Genomic DNA, 17,291 nt, shown 5'->3' on the forward strand with positions numbered 1-17,291 from the left:
GGCTCCGCGTCTACGACCCAATATTCGTTGTGTCCGTCAAGACGACATGGCCGTTATATGAAAAGGCAGCCTCCCAAGGTAACCTCAGCAGAGCCGCCCCCCCGATGGGCAATAGGAACCGGACAATTGAGCTGTCTACAGTTCCGGTCCGGGACCATTGCCCGTCGGGGGGGCGGCGGTATAATGCCATTTGGCTCCGCGTCTACGACCCTATATTTATTGTGTCCGGCAGGACATGCCCGTTTTATAAGAAAGAGTAGGCTGTCCTAATATTCTTTCATGCTTCGTTGTAGGCAAACCGAGGTCAGAATGAGGTCTGCCCATGGCAGTTATATGAAAGTGTAGGGGCGCCTAACATTACTTTCATTATTCGTTGTGGGCGGACCCAGGTCCCCAATGCGGTCCGCCCGTGGCGGTTATATCTGATGATGCTCTCCCATTGTCAGGCCCAGTTCCAGGGCATATTTATTTATGTCCATGAAACTTTCAGGAATCGTGGTTTCAAGTACCGCAGTTACGGATTCCGGTTTTACAATACGGGTAATGCCGATGAGGGCACCCAGCATACAGATATTAAATACAATGGGTTTGCCTATTTTTTCCATAACTGTATCATACATGGGCAAGCTAATTTTTCTGGCATCCACGTGCCGTCCCACAGAGATATACCGCGAGTCAACCAGTAAAATGCCCCCCGGCCTGATGATGGGACCGTATTTTCCCAGACTTTGTTGGGTAAGGCTCACCAGAATGTCCGGTTGAATGACCTTTGGAAAGAATATTTCAGAATTGGCAATGATGACATCTGTACGGGTGCTCCCTCCCCTGGCGGCGGCACCATAACTTTGAGACTGAACCGCCTGTTTATTTTCAAAAAGAGAGGCCGCCTTGGCAAGGATGATAGCCGCAGTGATGACACCTTGACCGCCCGATCCGGAAAAAACCAGTCTTGAATATTCCATCATGCCGCTCCCTTCATGGTTTTTTTCATCATTTTTTCATAGGCTTCACAATATTCCGGGAATTCCGTGGACTCAAAAATTACCCCCCTTTCAATGAGACAGGGGTCCTTCTTCAACTTTGCGGACCCTGACTTGGCGGTATTTTTTTTAAAATTTTCGAGCATTTGAATGGCATCACCCGCCTTATTCTGTCTGCCATAGAACGTGGGACACTGGGAAAGAATTTCCACCACGGAAAATCCTTTATGCTGGATGGCCCGCTCCATTATCTCTGAACACTCTGCCGCATGGAACGTCGTACTTCTTGCCACAAATGTGGCACCGGCACTTTTCGCAAGGTTCATGATATCAAAACTGTTGTCAATGGTTTTGTAGGGGGCGGTGGAGGCTTTGGTACCCCGACCGGACAATGGAGAAAATTGCCCGCCCGTCATACCGTATATACTATTGTTCATGATAAATACGGTGATATCAATATTCCTTCGTGCGGCATGGATAAAATGGTTTCCGCCAATGGCAAGGGCATCTCCATCCCCCATGGGAACGATGAGTTTAAGATTCGGACGGGCAAGTTTGACCCCGGTTGCAAAGGCAAGTGCCCGTCCGTGGACGGTGTGCAGGGTATGAAAATCAACATATCCGGAGATCCGGGAAGAACAGCCGATGCCGGAGGTCATAACAATATCATTTTTATCCAGCCCAAGCCGGTGAATCGCTCTTAAGAGTGCCCCCAGTATAATTCCATGTCCGCATCCGGGGCACCAGAGATGTGGAAAAAAACGCTGTCTGATATAATTATTAACATCAAAGGATTCCGTTGTCATAGTCCCCTCCCCTGGATCGCCCTTAAAAGTATTTTAATATCTTCCGGTGAGATGAGTTCACCGTCCACCCGATTGGAGAGAAACACCCGTTCCGGTTTATCCACGGCTATTTTTACCTGCTGCAACACCTGTCCCATGTTCATTTCCACCACTATGACCCTCTTTGCATTGCCACAGGCCTCCCTGACAATCTCAGCGGGAAAGGGCCACAATGTCTGTAATTCAAGGACACCTATTTTCATCCCTCGAGCCCTTTTGTCCCTGGCCGTTTGAATGGCGGTTCTTGCAGCGGAGCCGTAGGAGATCAGTACATAGTCGGCATCATCCAGCCAATAGGTTTTGTACATGGCCAGATCCGTCACATTATTTTCAATTTTATCGGTGATGTGGTGCAGCAGATCCTTTACCGTGGTGGGATTATTTGAAGGAAATCCCCACATGTCATGAAAGAGACCTGTCACATTGAATCGATGGGTGCCCCCAAAATCAGACATGGGAAGACGACCATCTTCCCTTGGGAAATAGGGATGATAATCCACATCCTTACCCACTGAGGTTCTCAATCGCTGGGTAACGGGGATTTCATCGTCGGGGGGAATGATCAATTTTTCTCTCATATGTCCGATCACTTCATCCAACAGCAAAATTACAGGGGTACGATATGTCTCTGCAATATTAAATGCCTTGATGGTCATTTCAAAAATATCTTTATGGCAGGATGCCGTCAGGGCCACCATGGAATGATCCCCATGGGTTCCCCATCTGGCCTGATTGACATCTCCCTGGCTTACATGGGTGGGATTTCCCGTGGAGGGCCCCCCCCGCTGCACATTGACCACCACGCAGGGAATTTCCGCCATGCAGGCATATCCCAGGCATTCCTGTTTTAAAGAGAATCCCGGACCGGAGGTTGCCGTCATGGCCTTACATCCGGTCAAAGAGGCTCCGAGTATGGCTGCCATGGATGCAATTTCATCCTCCATCTGTATAAATTTACCACCCTGCAGGGGAAGCCGCATAGCAAGGGTTTCGGCAATTTCAGTGGAGGGAGTTATGGGATATCCGGCAAAAAAATCAAGCCCGGCATAGAGCGCTCCTTCCACACAGGCTTCGTTGCCTTGAATAAACTTTTCAATGCTGCCGCTCATCTTCTCACGCCTCCGTTATTATCTGTATTGCCAGATCAGGACATCTGATTTCACACAGACGACACCCGATGCACGCTTCAGGAGATGTGGGTGTCGCCTTTTCATCTTTGTCAAAGGAAAGTACTTTTTTCGGACAGAAGTGAATGCAGATGCCACACCCCTTGCACCACCCTTTGTTGATCATCTGTTTAAACATTTTACCTTTTTCCATGAATTCCCCTTTTATCAAACGGCCGGGTCATAATGTTTTACGCTTTGTGTGCATCATCGGACTGTTCAACGGCATTTTTCACAAGGGCCAGATATCGATAGATGCCATGGACAAATTTACCGAATGGCATGGTGACAAACAGGGCCAGCACAAGGGCCAGATGAATGATCAGTGTCCCTCCCATAAACGCGGTTTCCCTTAAAGCCAATAGAACAAGTCCGGATAGAGCCGTGAAAAACAACAGCAGGATAAAGCTGCTGTCCATGCCCTGAACTGCGGGCTCGGCCGGGTCCTGATCCATCTGTTTTTTAAGATAATAGAGGCCGGCCGTTCCCATCACCATGGAGATCCCCCCGACAATGCCCAATATAACCGGAAGACTCAAAACCGGATAGGGTGCCGGGATGTGCAGAAAATGGTCTTTGAATGCGGCAATGGTTGTGGAGGCCAGACAAAGCAAAAATCCGTAAAAGACCATGTGATGCCACCACTTACGATCCTTTCGAAAACGATCGTCGGGATAGTTGCAACCGTCTCCCCCCCCGTCAAGGTACCTGAGCCGCAGGGTATCTTTAATTGCCCGGAAATGGGCACCGGGGGAGTATAACTCCCTGGTTGACATGCCCGTTTCCCGGCAGAATACTTTAATCTCCTTAACAAAGGCATTACACGAAAAGAGCAGTACCGCCAGAAAAAGAGTTACCATGCCGGCATAGGGAAAAATGGCGTAAAATGAATTGGCCCCGGTGAATGGAGTGGTCAAAACAGCGGGGCCCTTAATGAGCATAACGCACAGGAGCATAAAAATAATGCTGACAATGGAAATAAAACCGACCCATGACCCGTTATTATTAAAAATGTGCCGGGGAACCTTGGGACCCGCAAACTCCTTGTATGTTTCAAACCGTAACGCCGCCATGGTTTTGGGGAAATTGAGTTCAAATTCATGGGGTGGTGCATATTGACAGGCATAATAACAGTCCCGACAGTTGTGGCACAGATTTGCCATATATTTCATGTCCTGGTTGGTAAAGGTGCGTCGCAGTTCCATGGCTGGAAAGACTGCACAAAAGCCTTCACAATACCGACAGGCATTACAGATTCGCATAACACGTTGTGCTTCATTGATAAGATCAGTTGAGGGCATAATTCGCTGCCTCCTTTCCGGCAATACGTCCAAATACACTACCGATGGTAAGTCCAAAACCGGCCATATATCCTTTCCCGAGGATATTGCCTGACATGATTTCGCCAGCGGCAAAAATATTGTCAGACGCTTTACCGTTTTCCATGACAACCCTGGCCTGTTTGTTCACCTTGACCCCTAGATAGGTAAAGGTAATGCCGGGACGCAATGGATAGGCATAATAGGGAGGGGTATCAATGGGGCGAGCCCAATGGCTTTTCACTGGTTCAAGGCCTTCGGTGGAGCAATTATCCAGTACACTTGGGTCAAAGGTTCCCGGCTTAACAGCGTCATTGAACGTGGTTATGGTCTGTTGAAGTTGTTTGGAATCCAGTTTCAGTTTTTCAGCCAACCCTTCAATGGAAGATGCCTCCAGGGGCGGGAACACAGACGGCATGAAAAGGTTAATGGATTTTGCATCAATGATGGCATAGGCAATCTGATCCGGCTGGTGGGCAACCAATCGTCCCCAGATGGCATACCGCTTGGGCCAGAAATTCTCCCCTTCGTCGTAAAACCGTTGGGCATCTTTGTTGACCACCACCCCAAACGAAACGCAATCCAGACGGGTGACAATGCCACCATCGTACTTTGGTGCCCTGGCATCAATGGCCACGGCATGGCATTGTGTGGGATCACCAACGGCCTGGACCCCATTGTCCAGAAGTACTTTTAGCATTTTCCCTTTGTCATAGGGGGTTCCCCGGACGATGAAATTTTTAGCCGGGCTTCCCCAATATTTTTCCAGCCAGGCAAGATTGGCCTGGAAACCACCCGATGCCACAACAATACTTTTGCCCGTTACCTCGTGGGTACTGCCGTTGTATTGAAAAACAACGGAGTTAAATTTGCCGTCTTTAATCTTTAAATCTGTGGCTTCCGCTGAGTATAGGATGGTTATGCCAAGGTCGTTGGCCGTTGCATAATAGGCGTTTACGAGTGCCTTCCCGCCGCCCAGGAAAAAGGCATTGGTTCTGGACAATTGCAGGGTGCCGCGCATGGAGGGTTGAAAACGACATCCATTGTCGATCATCCATTCACCAAGATTATTGGACTGCTGTATGGTGAGGCGAGCCAGTTCTTCATCGGTTTCTCCACCGGTCACCTGGAGAAGATCCCCCCAGAACTCCTCTTCCGGGTACGGTCCGGTGAGATGGTCATTGGCCTTTTCGTGCATATACCTTACGTTTCTTGTATGCCTGCTGTTTCCCCCTCTAAAATGCATGGGAGAGCTTTCGATAATCAGTACTTGAGCACCTTTGCGCCGTGCAGATATTGCCGCACAGAGTGCTGCATTGCCTCCGCCGATCACAACAACATCCACGGAGCCGGGGAAAGGTGTCTGTCTTTCATGGGCACAGCTCATTTGATTTCTCCAATCTACCTGTAATCTGCATAACAATCATACAGTATGGGTTAGTTGTGTTTTTAGTTTATTCCAGAAAGAAAGCCTCACTCCAGAATATGTTCAATTATCTGTTCTCGAGATTACGGTTTCGGCTAAATTCATAAAGCATGCCACTGCCAAACAAAATTAAAAGTCTCTCTGGAGGATGAACTTTGTTTTATTTTGAGATATGTGGGAGAGGGCTCAGACAGGGGCTGTGGTGTTTTTTTTTAAATATTCAGGACCGCTTTTTTGAGCTAAGGGGAGACACGACTACGGTTGAAAAATATTGTTTCATTGTATTTGACATTATGTATTACTTGTGAAACATAATGTTTCAACGGTTAAACAACGGGAGGTCAAATGCAGAATAAACCCATATCAATTGCCGTATTTTTATTAAGTGAATCAATGAAATCCGGACTTGAAAAATTTTATGCGTTGGAAAATATTAGCATCACCATGGTCGACAAATGTCTTGAAAATGCCATTGAAGTAGGCAAACTCCTTGAAAAACAGGGGGTTGAAGTGATTATTGGCCGACGGGGAACCGCCAGCATGTTGCGAGCCAATTTAAATATTCCCGTTTTATCCTTTCCCACATCCACCATGAGCCTTTTAATCAGTATTCAAAACGCCTCAAAAATGGGGAAAAGAATTTTTCTTCCCTCATACGGAAAAGAGATACAACGGCTTGATTTTTTTCAACAATTCCTTGAAATAAAAATAAAACAAGAAGTTTATTTCGATGAAGGAAGCCTTAATCTTATAGTGAAAAAAGCAGACCGTGACGGATTTGATGTGGTTGTGGGAGGGAAGGCTACCATGCAGGCATCCATGGGGACAAATCTTCATTATTGCGAATTAATTACATTGGAAAATGAGATTGACGAGACCATGGAAAGCGCCAGATCCGTAGCCATGTCAGCAAGAAAAGAACGGGCCATGACCAACGAATATCGAGCCATCATGGATGCTGCGTCCGATGCCATCATTGCCGTCAATGACGCGGGGCAGGTTTCGTCAATCAACCATGCCGCCTGCACCCTGCTTAATTTTTCCCACGATCACATTGGAAAGCCCATCACAAAAATGCTCCCCAATCAGTACATCGCCGGAGGGATCAGAAAAAAAGCACAAATTACCAACAAAGTCATCAAACTCCATGGGTTTACCTATCTTTTCAACCTTGTTCCCATTTTGATGGGAGCAAGGAACATTGGCGCGGTTATCAGCTTAAGGGAGATAGATCAGGTGATGAAAGCTGAAAATACCGTCAGAAGATCCCTTGCCCGGGGATTTACCGCCACATACACCATTCAGGATATTATTTACCAGAGCCCTCAAATGTCCAATGTGGTAAAACTTACCGAACAATTTGCAGACACCCATTCCTCTGTATTGATCATGGGTTCCACGGGCACCGGCAAGGAATTGATCGCCCAGAGCCTTCACAATTTAAGTGGCAGACAGGACAGGCCCTTTGTGTCGGTTAACTGTGGTGCATTGCCGGAACAGCTGTTGGAAAGCGAGCTGTTTGGGTATGACGAGGGCGCTTTTACCGGATCAAAAAAAGGGGGAAAACCCGGCCTTTTTGAAATTGCCCACCATGGCACCATTTTTCTTGATGAGATAGACTCCACAAATCTGGAGGTCCAAAAGCGCCTTTTGCGGGTTCTGCAGGAAAAGGAGGTTATGCGCATCTCCGCAGACAAAAAAATTCCCGTGGATGTTCGGGTGATTGCCGCTGCAGGCACGGATTTATGGTCGCTGGTGCAGGTTAAACAATTTCGTAAAGATCTGTTTTTTCGCCTGAATGTGTTACAGATTTCCATTCCGCCATTAAAACAGCGTAAGGATGACATTCCCCTGTTACTGAACCATTTCATTCATCACTATAGCAAAAAACACAATACCCCGCCTGTGAACATTGCAGACAGTCATTTAAATCGGCTGACCTGTTATGAGTGGCCTGGCAACATCAGGCAATTGAGGCATTTTGCAGAGAGGTTGATTTTGAACCTTCGATTTATTCATCCTGAAGAGGCCTTTAACAGCCTGATTGATGAACTGATGCAGATCGTCGAGGATGAACCTGTCTCTTCATATCCATCTGCCTCAGTTATTTCCGTTGCGGCCCCCGCAGTCCCCGCAATAAGGTTATCACCAAGGGAAGATCCAGAAACGGCATCTATCATTGAGGCACTACAGCAATCGTGCTTTAACCGGGGAAATGCTGCTAAAATTTTAGGGATCAGCCGAGCGACTCTTTGGAGACGCATGAAGGCATTGGAGATAAAAATGCCGATATAATGGTATGTTGTTTGCATATTGAATTCCAAAAAATTTGGAAACGAGAGGTGTGAGGTAAACTGCTTTTCAGTTTCAAGTCGAAGGGAATTAAGCCGTAACCAGTAGGGGAAAAGTCCTTCGTACAACCGAAATTTTCAAAAGGAGAAATGTTGTGGAAGATCTGCTAATGGGATTTGCTAATATCATGGCCTGGAACAATTTATTAGCCATTGCTATCGGGCTTTGCATAGGAGTCATCATCGGTTGCTTACCGGGACTTTCGCCTTCAATGGCCATTGCCCTTGCAACACCGTTTACCATAGGAATGCCTGCTATTACGGGAATCGCATTTCTTCTTGGTGTTTACAAAGGCGGTGTTTACGGTGGATCCATCAGTGCCATACTCATTGCAACACCAGGCACGCCTGAAGCTGCAGCGACCCTATTGGACGGATACCCCATGGTCAAACAGGGAAAGGCAAAAAAAGCACTGAGTGCCTCTCTTTATGCATCCATTTCCGGAGATATGGTTGGCACTGCACTTTTGGTATGTGCCGCACCCGTTGTGGCATCCATGGCATTAAAAATCGGCCCAGTTGAAATGGTACCTCTGATTGTTTTTGCCTTTGCGGTTATTATTATTTCGCTTGAAAAAAATTGGACCAAAGGCTTTCTGGCCGCATGCATCGGCTCCCTGGTGGCCATGATCGGGGTGGATCCCATGGAAGGATCCAGCCGGTTTGTTTTTAATTTTTTTGAATTAAATGAAGGTATTTCGTTGATCCCTTTTCTGGTGGGACTTTTTGCCATCCCCGAAGTCATTGGCGGTATCATGGAAAGCCAGCGACGGAAAAAAAACAATGGGAATAAGGAAGAGATCACCATGGATGTTTCCCAAAGCGAAGGGATGACTCTCAGAGAATTTTGTCAACATTGGAAATTAACGTTAAAATCTGCCATCATCGGCGGCGGTATTGGTGCCATGCCGGGCCTTGGTTCAACCGCCGCTGCCTTTACCTGCTATGCACTGGCAAAGAGATCTTCCAAAAAACCGGAAGCGTTCGGCAATGGAAGTATTGAAGGTGTCATCGCCTGTGAAACGGGAAATAATGGTACCTGCGGCCCCGCCTTAATCCCCCTGTTGACCCTGGGGATTCCCGGAAGTTCAACTGCGGCGGTATTGTATGGTAGTTTAATGATGCATGACATTGTCCCAAGTCCTCGTATTTTCATCGAACATGGACCGGCGGTTTATGCCCTTTTCATCAGCCTTGTAATTGGGGCAATTCTGCTTTATCCAGTGGGGCTATTTTTTATCAAATATGCTTCTAAGCTCATCTATAAAGTGGACAGAGGGGTATTATTCGGCGGGATTTTCCTGCTGTGCCTGACGGGATCCTATGCCGTTGGAAACAGTATGTTTGCTGTAATAACAATGCTTGTGGCGGGTCTTTTTTCTTCGATTTTAAGGCAATTTCACATTCCCCAGGGACCGATTCTCATCGCATTTATCCTGGAGCCCATCCTTGAAAGGTCTTTTCGCCAAGGACTGATCATGTCCGGCAACGATGTTTTTGCGTTTTTTACAAGCCCACTTGCAAGTGCTTTTTGGATTTGCTGCCTTGTTATTCTTCTGTATCGACCGATTAAGCAAATGTTAAAATAATGGCAATTTTCAACCCATTCCCCTTTAATAAAAAAGGATAAACAATGAAAAAAATGAATGCAAGAGTATGGAAGACATCTGTGGCCTTAATTTTTTCCCTGACGCTTATTTTTCCGGCAATGGGTTTTGCCGAATATCCGGAAAAACCCATCACCGCATATTATGGGTACAAAACCGGGGGAGCCTGTTATATTTCTTTTAATGCCCTTATCAAAGGAGCCATGGAAGTTCTGGGAGAAACCATTGTAATGAAGGAGAAAGCCGGTGCAACAGCCACCATTTGTGCCGGTACCGTATCCAAGGCAAAACCGGATGGATATACCATTGGTATTATAAAATCCACCACCATCACCAATGCCCCCTTTGTCTATAAACTGCCCTATGATTCTTTCAATGATCTCACCTTTATTTATGCCTATGCCGGACCTGCTGGCGGATTTGTTGTCAATGCGGAGAATCCTGCCGCAACATGGGATGAGTTTTTGGAAAATGTACGACAAAACCCCGGACGTGTCACCTATGCCACATCGGGCAGCATGGGGGTGGCGCAATTGATCATGGAGCATATAGGCCGCCAGGAACAGTTGAAATGGAATGGCCTGCCAACCAAAGGTGGTGCGGCAGCCATGAAACTTCTGCTGGGAAAAAAAATTGATGGATATGCTGGCAGCGGCAGCAGCATCGTCCATGTGGAAGCTGGCAGGGCAAGGCTGCTGCTCGACTTTGGCAGCTCTCGACTTTTACCGGATGTGCCCACATTACAGGAAAAAGGATACGATCTTCCCATTGGCGAGACCCCATATATGATCGTCGGCCCCAAGGGACTTCCCGAGCCTATCCGACAAAAACTTGTGGAAGCATTTCGCAAAGGAATGGAAAGCACTGAATATTTAAAGGCCCAAAAAGCCTGGCACTTCATAAAATCGGATCTGGCTGGTCCAGAACTGGAAATTTTTCTTAAAAATAACAGTCAATCTGTGAAAAAGGTCCTTACAGAGCTTGGTAAATTGAAAAAATAAAATTTTGGGGAACAAAAATGTCCGTTAAAAAAATTTCATCTATTGAAATGACAACATCACTTTTGTTTTTTGCCGTCGGGATTTACTATTTGGTTTCAATTATTCCAGGGCAGGTGGAGTCGTTTAACCCTTCACATCCCAATGCAACAACCTTTCCCTATGTAACCGGTATTATATTTACCTTTTTGAGTTTGCTGTGGTGCATCAACACTTTGAGAGGACAGACCATTGAGAGTCTGGATTATCAAGTGTTGTTAAATATTTTATTGATATCTGCGGGACTTTTTGCTTTGACCTATCTCGTCATTTTTCTGGGCTATCTCATTGGTGGGGCCTTAAGCATAATGGTTATCATGGTGGCATGCAACGGCAAAGAATCCATTGCAAAGCTGGTGATCAGCAGCTTTGTCCTTTCCGGAGTATATTACCTGTTGTTCATAAAAATGATGAGCGTAGATCTTAACGCCTTTCCTGCATTTTAAGCAAGGACAAAAAATGAAAAAAATAGCTGTAAAGAACCCTGTGGTGGATTTGGACGGGGATGAAATGACCCGCATTATCTGGCAGAAAATTAAGGAGAAATTGATTTTTCCCTATCTGGAATTGAATACCCTTTATTATGATCTGGGTATGGAAAACAGAGATAACACCGATGACCAAGTTACGGTTGATGCCTCAAATGCCATAAGAAGAACGGGAGTTGGGATTAAATGCGCAACCATTACACCGGATGAAGCCCGGGTGAATGAGTTCAATCTCAAAAAAATGTACAGGTCCCCCAATGGAACCATCAGAAATATTCTCGGAGGAACGGTTTTTAGAGAACCCATTATCGCAAAAAATATTCCAAGGCTTGTCAGCACCTGGAAATATCCCATCTGTATCGGTCGCCATGCGTTTGGGGACCAGTACAGGGCAACGGATTTTGTGGTTAAAAAAAGGGGAAGGCTCCAAATGGTCTTCACCCCCGAGGACGGTAGTGAGCCCGAAGCCTATGACATTTTTGATTTTGAAGGCGGTGGTGTGGCCATGGGTATGTACAATACGGACGAATCCATATATGGGTTTGCCCATGCCTGCTTTAACCAGGCCATCAATAAAAAATGGCCATTATATCTCTCCACAAAAAATACCATCCTTAAACGATATGACGGTCGGTTTAAAGATATTTTTGAGCAGGTTTACAAGGAACACTACAAAAGCCGGATGGATGCACTGTGTATTACATATGAGCACCGTTTGATTGATGATATGGTGGCCGCTGCCCTTAAATGGGAGGGGGCGTTTGTCTGGGCCTGTAAAAATTATGACGGCGATGTTCAGTCAGATATTCTGGCCCAGGGATTTGGTTCACTGGGGCTGATGACATCCACATTGATTACACCCGATGGAAAGACCATGGAGGCCGAGGCTGCCCACGGAACAGTCACCCGGCATTACAGAGAACACCAGAAGGGTAATGCCACATCCACCAATCCCATTGCATCTATTTTTGCATGGACAAGGGGACTTGCCTTCCGGGGAAAACTGGATCAAAACATGGAATTGATTAATTTTTGCACCACCCTTGAAAATGTCTGTATCGAGACCATTGAACAGGGGGATATGACCAAAGATCTGGCTTTGTGCATTCATGGCAAGGATTTAAACAGCAGCCATTATATGAGCACTGATGATTTTATGAATATTATTGAGAAAAACCTGGCAAAAAAAATGGAAATGTATTGATTCAATATTACGGGCCGTAACCGGTGGTTTACCATGCAGGTGGATACTCCACCGTGGAAACCAATGCCCTGATCGCCCGGGACTTTCCCCCCACCGCTATGGTGTGTTCAAAGGGGTTCCTTCCTTGGAGGTCATCGAGCTACGGCTTTCCACGAAACAGGATTTCTGGGATAATCGTATTGCTTTGAGGCATAGGCACTGACAATCCTGCCGAAATTGTCCCTGATGGTGATTCTGGTAACCTGTTCATTCTGGGAAATGGTGCTATTAAAAAGGATGTCCTGAGTGCCCGGACTTATTGAGAATTTATTGCAATTATGCAAAAGGGCATGGGATTAAACATGAGGCAATAAAAAAAATAAATCATCAAATATAAAAGATTGACTATTTATAATCCATCAAGTAAAAACAATTGAATAAATTACAGCTGAAGCTGTTCATGGTTGAATTCCAGTTTTAAAAAAATAAGATGTCCTGCTGAATTATAGTGGGAATTATCAAAAAAAACCACGAAGGTTTATGCTCACGAAAGTGAGAAAATCTCGTGGTTTTTTTTTGCTTTTTTAAAATCAAACAATTGATTTTTTGTCAAAGAATCTTAGAAAACCATACCTAAGAGCTCATTCATAGGCTTGTTGTTTTAAATAACATTTGAAATTTTATTTCAGGCTTTTAAGGCTGAGCCGGGTTGTTTGGACTACAGGTAAAGAAACTGGATTATCGAGTTATGTTAAACCTTCTTTACAGAAAGGATATGTAATGATCAGAGTGCGTTTGAAAATGCTAATTAGTTTTGTTGTAATGAGCCTTGCAAGTACCTTGTTGGGTATGACAGAGGTCCAGGCAGTAGAGGAGCCCATTCGGCTGGATACAATATTGGTAACTGCCACAAAGACCGACAAAAAGGTCGAAGATGCCCCAGGCAACGTCACGGTTATCAACCGGGAGGAGCTTACAAAGCAAAACATCCAAACAGTGGATGATGCCCTTAACACCCTTCCGGGACTGTTTGTAAAAAGGTCAAAAGGGCTTATGGATGCCACGCCGTCAATGTCCATGAGAGGATTTCAAGGGGATCAGTATACATTGATCCTCCTGGATGGTCAGCCCCTTAACGATGCCTATACAGGCGGCGTTGAATGGGGAACCCTGCCGGTGAGCAATATCGAGCGCATTGAGGTGGTCCGGGGTGGAGGCTCTGCCCTTTATGGGGGTAACGCCATGGGCGGGGTTATCAATATCATCACCCGGGATCCGGACAAACTGGAACTTGAGGCCAGTGGGGGGTACGGCAGCAACAACACCAAGCGTTATCGGTTCAACGTTGGTAACCGTTTTGGGGATCGATTGAGTCTCCGGCTTGGGTATGAAAAGGAGAGTACAGATGGATATGTAACCACCCCCGTTCTTAGATCCACCTCTTCGGGGGATGGTAACGTCTCCGGCGGTTACGCCATGAAAACTGCAAGTGGTAACACCACCAAATGGGTGGTGGGAGATAAAGGCGACAACGGAGGGGAGCGCAGCAGTATTGATGGAAAGGCAAGCCTTGATTTTTCCGATACGGGTACCCTCTCGTTTACTGCCGTTTCCGCCAAGCATGAGTATTATTACGGAGCGCCCAACACCTACATGGGAACCTTTGGGGACACCACCACCTATGCCGTGGCCGGGACGGATCAGCGTGCCCGGTTTCAACCCAATGATTTTATCAGCTACACGGGAATCGGTGAAAATGAAACTGACACCTACACGCTGTCCTGCAAGGAATTTGTTGGCCCGGTGGAACTACAGGCCCAGGTTGGAACCGTGCAGTCCGATGATCGCTATACGCTGGAAACTGGAAGTGGATTGGCTGACTATGATACCTCGACAGGTTCGCTTAAAGTTACTGAAAACGAGTGCTGGTTCACCGAATTGAGTGGAACGCTTCCCCTGGGAGACGCCCATCTTTTAACGCTGGGGAGCTCATATCGAACCGATTCCTCCGACACCGATGACTACAGTGTACCTTTCTTTAGGAGTTTTTCCGGCAGGGGTGAGAGTACCTTTTATTCAGGAGGAAATTCCAAGACATGGGGCCTGTTTGCCCAGGACGAATGGCAGGTGGTGGAGCCCTTGAGCATTTACATGGGAATTCGATACGACACCTGGAAGGTCTATGACGGTGCTTCAGGTATTCCGGGATCGGAAACAGAGTATGACAGCAACACGGAATCGGCCATAAGTCCCAAGATCGCCGCAGTATGGAAACCCCTTGCCAATACCACTTGTAAAGCCTCCATTGGGCATGCCTTCCGCGCCCCAACACTTTATGAGCTTTATCGAAGCTGGCAGTCGGGCTCGACAACCTACCAGAGTGAGCCGGACCTGGAGCCTGAGACCGCATGGACCTATGAGCTGGGCGTTGATCAGTACTTTTTTGATAAAAAAACACGGGTCTCCCTCACCGGATATCGTAACGATATCGAAGATTTGATCTACTATCGCGTTGAAGGGTCAACCAAGACCCGTGACAATGCCGGAACGGCAAGAACCTATGGACTGGAGTTTGAGGCATCCCAGAAGGTGACGGACTGGCTCTCTGTGTGGGGAAATATCTCCTATACAGATGCCCAGATAACCGATAACCCCACAGATCCTGACACTGAGAACAAGCAGATAGACGGTATTCCCAAGGTTGCCTGGAATGTGGGGCTGGACACCCAGCATGAATGGTTTAAGGGCAGTGTTGTGAGCCGGTATTACAGAAAGATTGAGGAGGGCACCATAGACGGAGTGTACGGTACCTATGAGTCGGCCCTGTTTGTGGATGCCAAGGTGGTGTTGACACCATGGAAATATATGGAGCTGGCTCTCTCCGTGGATAATATTTTTGATGAGGGATATTACGAGTATTACAAGAGCGATGGTCGGACATTTTTTGCGGAGTTGACCCTCAGATATTGAAAGACGATTCTTCCTGTCGGGCTTGATCATAACTTCGACACTCATCATGGGCTTTCGCCAGGGTGGCCAGGTTGTGGTCAAGCATAAAAAGTGTAACGTATTTTGAGTGTTATGGAGGATGCCGAATTTATCTATTCCCCGGCATCCTTAGCCTTCATATGCAGGGGGAATTTAACACCTTTGCCAAGGCCTTGGGAATTTGGCGGATGATTTCTATTACCTGGGTGGCGGGGGTGGGATGGGCAAAAAATCCCGCCAAGCGATTGGTTTCGGCGGCGATCTCCCCGGCTTTGGGGATAGTCATACCCGATGCAACAAGGGCTGCAACAATACCGGTGAGGGTGTCGCCGGTGCCCCCCATGGCTTCCATGGCTTCGGCAACTGGTTGGTGTACGGAGGTGACGATTTGTCCATCCTGGGCCACGTAATCCACGCAGCCTTTGACCAGAAGGTAGTCGGCGGTATTGGCATGAGCATATGCACGGCGGATGAGATCCGGTACCTGGTTATCCTCGTGGAGAATAAATCCCCGGGTGTAAAACGGATGGGGAGCGATCTCATCCGCAAGAAAGGCCAGCTCACCCACATCCGGGGTAAACAGGTCATAACATTGGGCCTGTCCACTCATTTTTGCAGCATACATGAATCCGGCATCGGCAATCAATACCGGTCTTTTTTCCATGGCATCCACTGCAAAAAGGATTTTGTTGTGCCAGTCCACATCCGGCTGGAGATAATGAAAGACAAGTGTTTCTATTTCCATTTTGGGCAAGTGTTCTGTCAGATGTCGATAAAGTTCCCGGCTGCCATGGCCAAGCCCGATGTCCCCTGCCAGAAAGCCGTGGATATCGTCCACGCCCAGCACCTCTCCTGCTTTGATAGCTGCCCCGATAAGGGCGGGTGTTCCCCGGTTCACAGGAATGCTTTCACCGTTAATACGTATGGTATCATCCACCAGGGTCATTGGGCCAACGGTCAATGGAAATCCTTTATCCGGAACGGTTCCGACTACGGCAAGCAGCATTGTTTAAGCATCTCCTGATAGGCAAGTTCCAGGGCATAGCCACACAGGGTATGACCGATTTTTCCGGGCCGGGGGGCCTCGGTCAGGTGTTTTCCCACCATTTCGCATGCCAGATATGGGACATCAGGACACCCCCCACCGGATATATTCACAATATACCCGGTTTTTTTATCCACCGTCAGTTTCATGTTTGCAGCCCTGACCATAAGAAAATCGCCAAAATCCTTGATCTGAAAAAGTTCCACCGGCTTCAGCAGTGGATCGGTCACCGGCACCATCTCAATGGGAGGAAGCCCGGCTTCGGTGAGCTGACGCATAATGATCAATTTTTCCATCAAAGGAAACACGATGACCAGGTCACAACCACTTTGAATACCGGGTGGTGGTCCCTTTACTTGGATATGCCATCCCCGGGATTTAAGAAAATTCTCCGCCTGGATCACTTCACTGGTGTTTTCAAACACAAGAATCCCCAGATCTTCCTGGGCTTTTTTGGCCGGAGGCACCTTTTTTTTCTTTAGAAAATTAAAGTTAAACCTGAGCAATGACAATTTACCCCTTGGTGATGGGAATGGTGTAATCATCGCCATTCTGCTGAATATTTCCGATACGACATTTTTGACTTTCAGCCGCACGGATCACATTTTCTCTGGAGGCTTCATTATCCACCAATACCATTATTTCATTATCTTTGCCGGATTTAATTTCATCCAGGGTCATTAACACAGGTTGGGGGCAGGACAGTCCCCTTGCATCGACAGTGACACTCATATTTATTCCCTCTTAAATTTTGATATTTTCTATTTGCTGGTTTACACCCAGGGGCTTTCCCAAAAATAATCTGTCCACCACCAATGTGCATTGGCCGTTGATGCTTTGCCATCTTCGTAGCAAC

15 protein-coding genes are annotated in these 17,291 nt (G+C 46.9%); 6 read left to right on the forward strand and 9 right to left on the reverse strand.

What is annotated here, in order from left to right:
* Nucleotides 1–416 precede the first annotated feature (416 nt).
* Genes ACYQ2M_RS19895 through tcuA form a run of 6 tightly spaced genes read right to left on the reverse strand, consistent with a single transcriptional unit; the run spans nucleotide 417 to nucleotide 5,697 of the window.
* Complete coding sequence (locus tag ACYQ2M_RS19895; RefSeq protein ID WP_459918129.1) at nucleotides 417–965, reverse strand: 2-oxoacid:acceptor oxidoreductase family protein; 549 nt, start codon at nucleotides 963–965, stop codon at nucleotides 417–419.
* Nucleotides 962–1,786: a 2-oxoacid:ferredoxin oxidoreductase subunit beta gene (locus tag ACYQ2M_RS19900; RefSeq protein WP_459918130.1), complete on the reverse strand. Its 825-nt coding sequence runs from the start codon at nucleotides 1,784–1,786 to the stop codon at nucleotides 962–964. Before ACYQ2M_RS19900 ends, ACYQ2M_RS19895 begins: the two co-directional genes overlap by 4 nt.
* Complete coding sequence (locus tag ACYQ2M_RS19905) at nucleotides 1,783–2,934, reverse strand: 2-oxoacid:acceptor oxidoreductase subunit alpha (protein WP_459918131.1); 1,152 nt, start codon at nucleotides 2,932–2,934, stop codon at nucleotides 1,783–1,785. The genes ACYQ2M_RS19900 and ACYQ2M_RS19905 overlap by 4 nt, the downstream gene beginning before the upstream one ends.
* Nucleotides 2,935–2,938: 4 nt before the next feature.
* Nucleotides 2,939–3,145 (reverse strand): 4Fe-4S binding protein, encoded by a 207-nt coding sequence (locus ACYQ2M_RS19910; protein WP_459918132.1) that lies wholly within the window; start codon nucleotides 3,143–3,145, stop codon nucleotides 2,939–2,941.
* A gap of 37 nt (nucleotides 3,146–3,182) precedes the next feature.
* Nucleotides 3,183–4,292 carry a tricarballylate utilization 4Fe-4S protein TcuB gene (tcuB, locus tag ACYQ2M_RS19915; protein ID WP_459918133.1) on the reverse strand — a complete coding sequence of 370 codons (1,110 nt, stop codon included), beginning with the start codon at nucleotides 4,290–4,292 and terminating at the stop codon, nucleotides 3,183–3,185.
* Nucleotides 4,279–5,697 carry an FAD-dependent tricarballylate dehydrogenase TcuA gene (gene tcuA, locus ACYQ2M_RS19920; protein WP_459918134.1) on the reverse strand — a complete coding sequence of 473 codons (1,419 nt, stop codon included), beginning with the start codon at nucleotides 5,695–5,697 and terminating at the stop codon, nucleotides 4,279–4,281. Before tcuA ends, tcuB begins: the two co-directional genes overlap by 14 nt.
* Before the next feature lie 384 nt (nucleotides 5,698–6,081).
* Here tcuA and ACYQ2M_RS19925 point away from each other — a divergent pair, with 384 nt between their 5' ends.
* The 6 genes from ACYQ2M_RS19925 (at nucleotide 6,082) to ACYQ2M_RS19950 (ending at nucleotide 15,372) form a co-directional block, all read left to right on the forward strand.
* Entirely contained in the window at nucleotides 6,082–8,031 is a 1,950-nt protein-coding gene (locus ACYQ2M_RS19925; protein ID WP_459918135.1) for a sigma 54-interacting transcriptional regulator, read from the forward strand.
* Nucleotides 8,032–8,182: 151 nt separating this feature from the next.
* Nucleotides 8,183–9,676: a tripartite tricarboxylate transporter permease gene (locus tag ACYQ2M_RS19930; RefSeq protein WP_459918136.1), complete on the forward strand. Its 1,494-nt coding sequence runs from the start codon at nucleotides 8,183–8,185 to the stop codon at nucleotides 9,674–9,676.
* A 44-nt stretch (nucleotides 9,677–9,720) separates the two neighbouring features.
* Complete coding sequence (locus ACYQ2M_RS19935; RefSeq protein WP_459918137.1) at nucleotides 9,721–10,695, forward strand: tripartite tricarboxylate transporter substrate binding protein; 975 nt, start codon at nucleotides 9,721–9,723, stop codon at nucleotides 10,693–10,695.
* A 17-nt stretch (nucleotides 10,696–10,712) separates the two neighbouring features.
* On the forward strand, nucleotides 10,713–11,177 hold the full coding sequence (locus ACYQ2M_RS19940; protein WP_459918138.1) for a tripartite tricarboxylate transporter TctB family protein: 465 nt from the start codon (nucleotides 10,713–10,715) through the stop codon (nucleotides 11,175–11,177).
* Nucleotides 11,178–11,190: 13 nt separating this feature from the next.
* On the forward strand, nucleotides 11,191–12,423 hold the full coding sequence (locus ACYQ2M_RS19945; RefSeq protein WP_459918139.1) for an isocitrate dehydrogenase (NADP(+)): 1,233 nt from the start codon (nucleotides 11,191–11,193) through the stop codon (nucleotides 12,421–12,423).
* Nucleotides 12,424–13,182: 759 nt separating this feature from the next.
* Nucleotides 13,183–15,372 (forward strand): TonB-dependent receptor plug domain-containing protein, encoded by a 2,190-nt coding sequence (locus ACYQ2M_RS19950; protein WP_459918140.1) that lies wholly within the window; start codon nucleotides 13,183–13,185, stop codon nucleotides 15,370–15,372.
* Between the two features lie 154 nt (nucleotides 15,373–15,526).
* On the opposite strand, the gene ACYQ2M_RS19955 is transcribed toward ACYQ2M_RS19950, so the two are convergent.
* The 3 genes from ACYQ2M_RS19955 to ACYQ2M_RS19965 are packed head-to-tail and all read right to left on the reverse strand — an operon-like array spanning nucleotide 15,527 to nucleotide 17,167.
* Nucleotides 15,527–16,396 carry an NAD(P)H-hydrate dehydratase gene (locus ACYQ2M_RS19955; protein WP_459918141.1) on the reverse strand — a complete coding sequence of 290 codons (870 nt, stop codon included), beginning with the start codon at nucleotides 16,394–16,396 and terminating at the stop codon, nucleotides 15,527–15,529.
* Nucleotides 16,381–16,941, reverse strand: coding sequence for a putative Se/S carrier protein (locus ACYQ2M_RS19960; protein ID WP_459918142.1), 561 nt, complete (start codon nucleotides 16,939–16,941; stop codon nucleotides 16,381–16,383). The genes ACYQ2M_RS19955 and ACYQ2M_RS19960 overlap by 16 nt, the downstream gene beginning before the upstream one ends.
* 7 nt (nucleotides 16,942–16,948) lie before the next feature.
* A complete protein-coding gene (locus tag ACYQ2M_RS19965) occupies nucleotides 16,949–17,167 on the reverse strand; it encodes a sulfurtransferase TusA family protein (protein WP_459918143.1) in 219 nt (72 codons plus the stop codon).
* Nucleotides 17,168–17,291: the final 124 nt, after the last annotated feature.

This window comes from Desulfocicer niacini (genome assembly GCF_054657595.1).

What these genes read in the sequence shown, in the direction of transcription:
- ACYQ2M_RS19955 (WP_459918141.1), bottom strand. Translation starts at nt 16,396, where the DNA reads ATGCTGCTTGCCGTAGTCGGAACCGTTCCGGATAAAGGATTTCCATTG.
- ACYQ2M_RS19910 (WP_459918132.1), bottom strand. Translation starts at nt 3,145, where the DNA reads ATGGAAAAAGGTAAAATGTTTAAACAGATGATCAACAAAGGGTGGTGC.
- ACYQ2M_RS19950 (WP_459918140.1), top strand. Translation starts at nt 13,183, where the DNA reads ATGATCAGAGTGCGTTTGAAAATGCTAATTAGTTTTGTTGTAATGAGC.
- tcuA (WP_459918134.1), bottom strand. Translation starts at nt 5,697, where the DNA reads ATGAGCTGTGCCCATGAAAGACAGACACCTTTCCCCGGCTCCGTGGAT.
- ACYQ2M_RS19925 (WP_459918135.1), top strand. Translation starts at nt 6,082, where the DNA reads ATGCAGAATAAACCCATATCAATTGCCGTATTTTTATTAAGTGAATCA.
- ACYQ2M_RS19935 (WP_459918137.1), top strand. Translation starts at nt 9,721, where the DNA reads ATGAAAAAAATGAATGCAAGAGTATGGAAGACATCTGTGGCCTTAATT.
- ACYQ2M_RS19900 (WP_459918130.1), bottom strand. Translation starts at nt 1,786, where the DNA reads ATGACAACGGAATCCTTTGATGTTAATAATTATATCAGACAGCGTTTT.
- ACYQ2M_RS19945 (WP_459918139.1), top strand. Translation starts at nt 11,191, where the DNA reads ATGAAAAAAATAGCTGTAAAGAACCCTGTGGTGGATTTGGACGGGGAT.
- ACYQ2M_RS19965 (WP_459918143.1), bottom strand. Translation starts at nt 17,167, where the DNA reads ATGAGTGTCACTGTCGATGCAAGGGGACTGTCCTGCCCCCAACCTGTG.
- ACYQ2M_RS19940 (WP_459918138.1), top strand. Translation starts at nt 10,713, where the DNA reads ATGTCCGTTAAAAAAATTTCATCTATTGAAATGACAACATCACTTTTG.
- ACYQ2M_RS19905 (WP_459918131.1), bottom strand. Translation starts at nt 2,934, where the DNA reads ATGAGCGGCAGCATTGAAAAGTTTATTCAAGGCAACGAAGCCTGTGTG.
- tcuB (WP_459918133.1), bottom strand. Translation starts at nt 4,292, where the DNA reads ATGCCCTCAACTGATCTTATCAATGAAGCACAACGTGTTATGCGAATC.
- ACYQ2M_RS19895 (WP_459918129.1), bottom strand. Translation starts at nt 965, where the DNA reads ATGATGGAATATTCAAGACTGGTTTTTTCCGGATCGGGCGGTCAAGGT.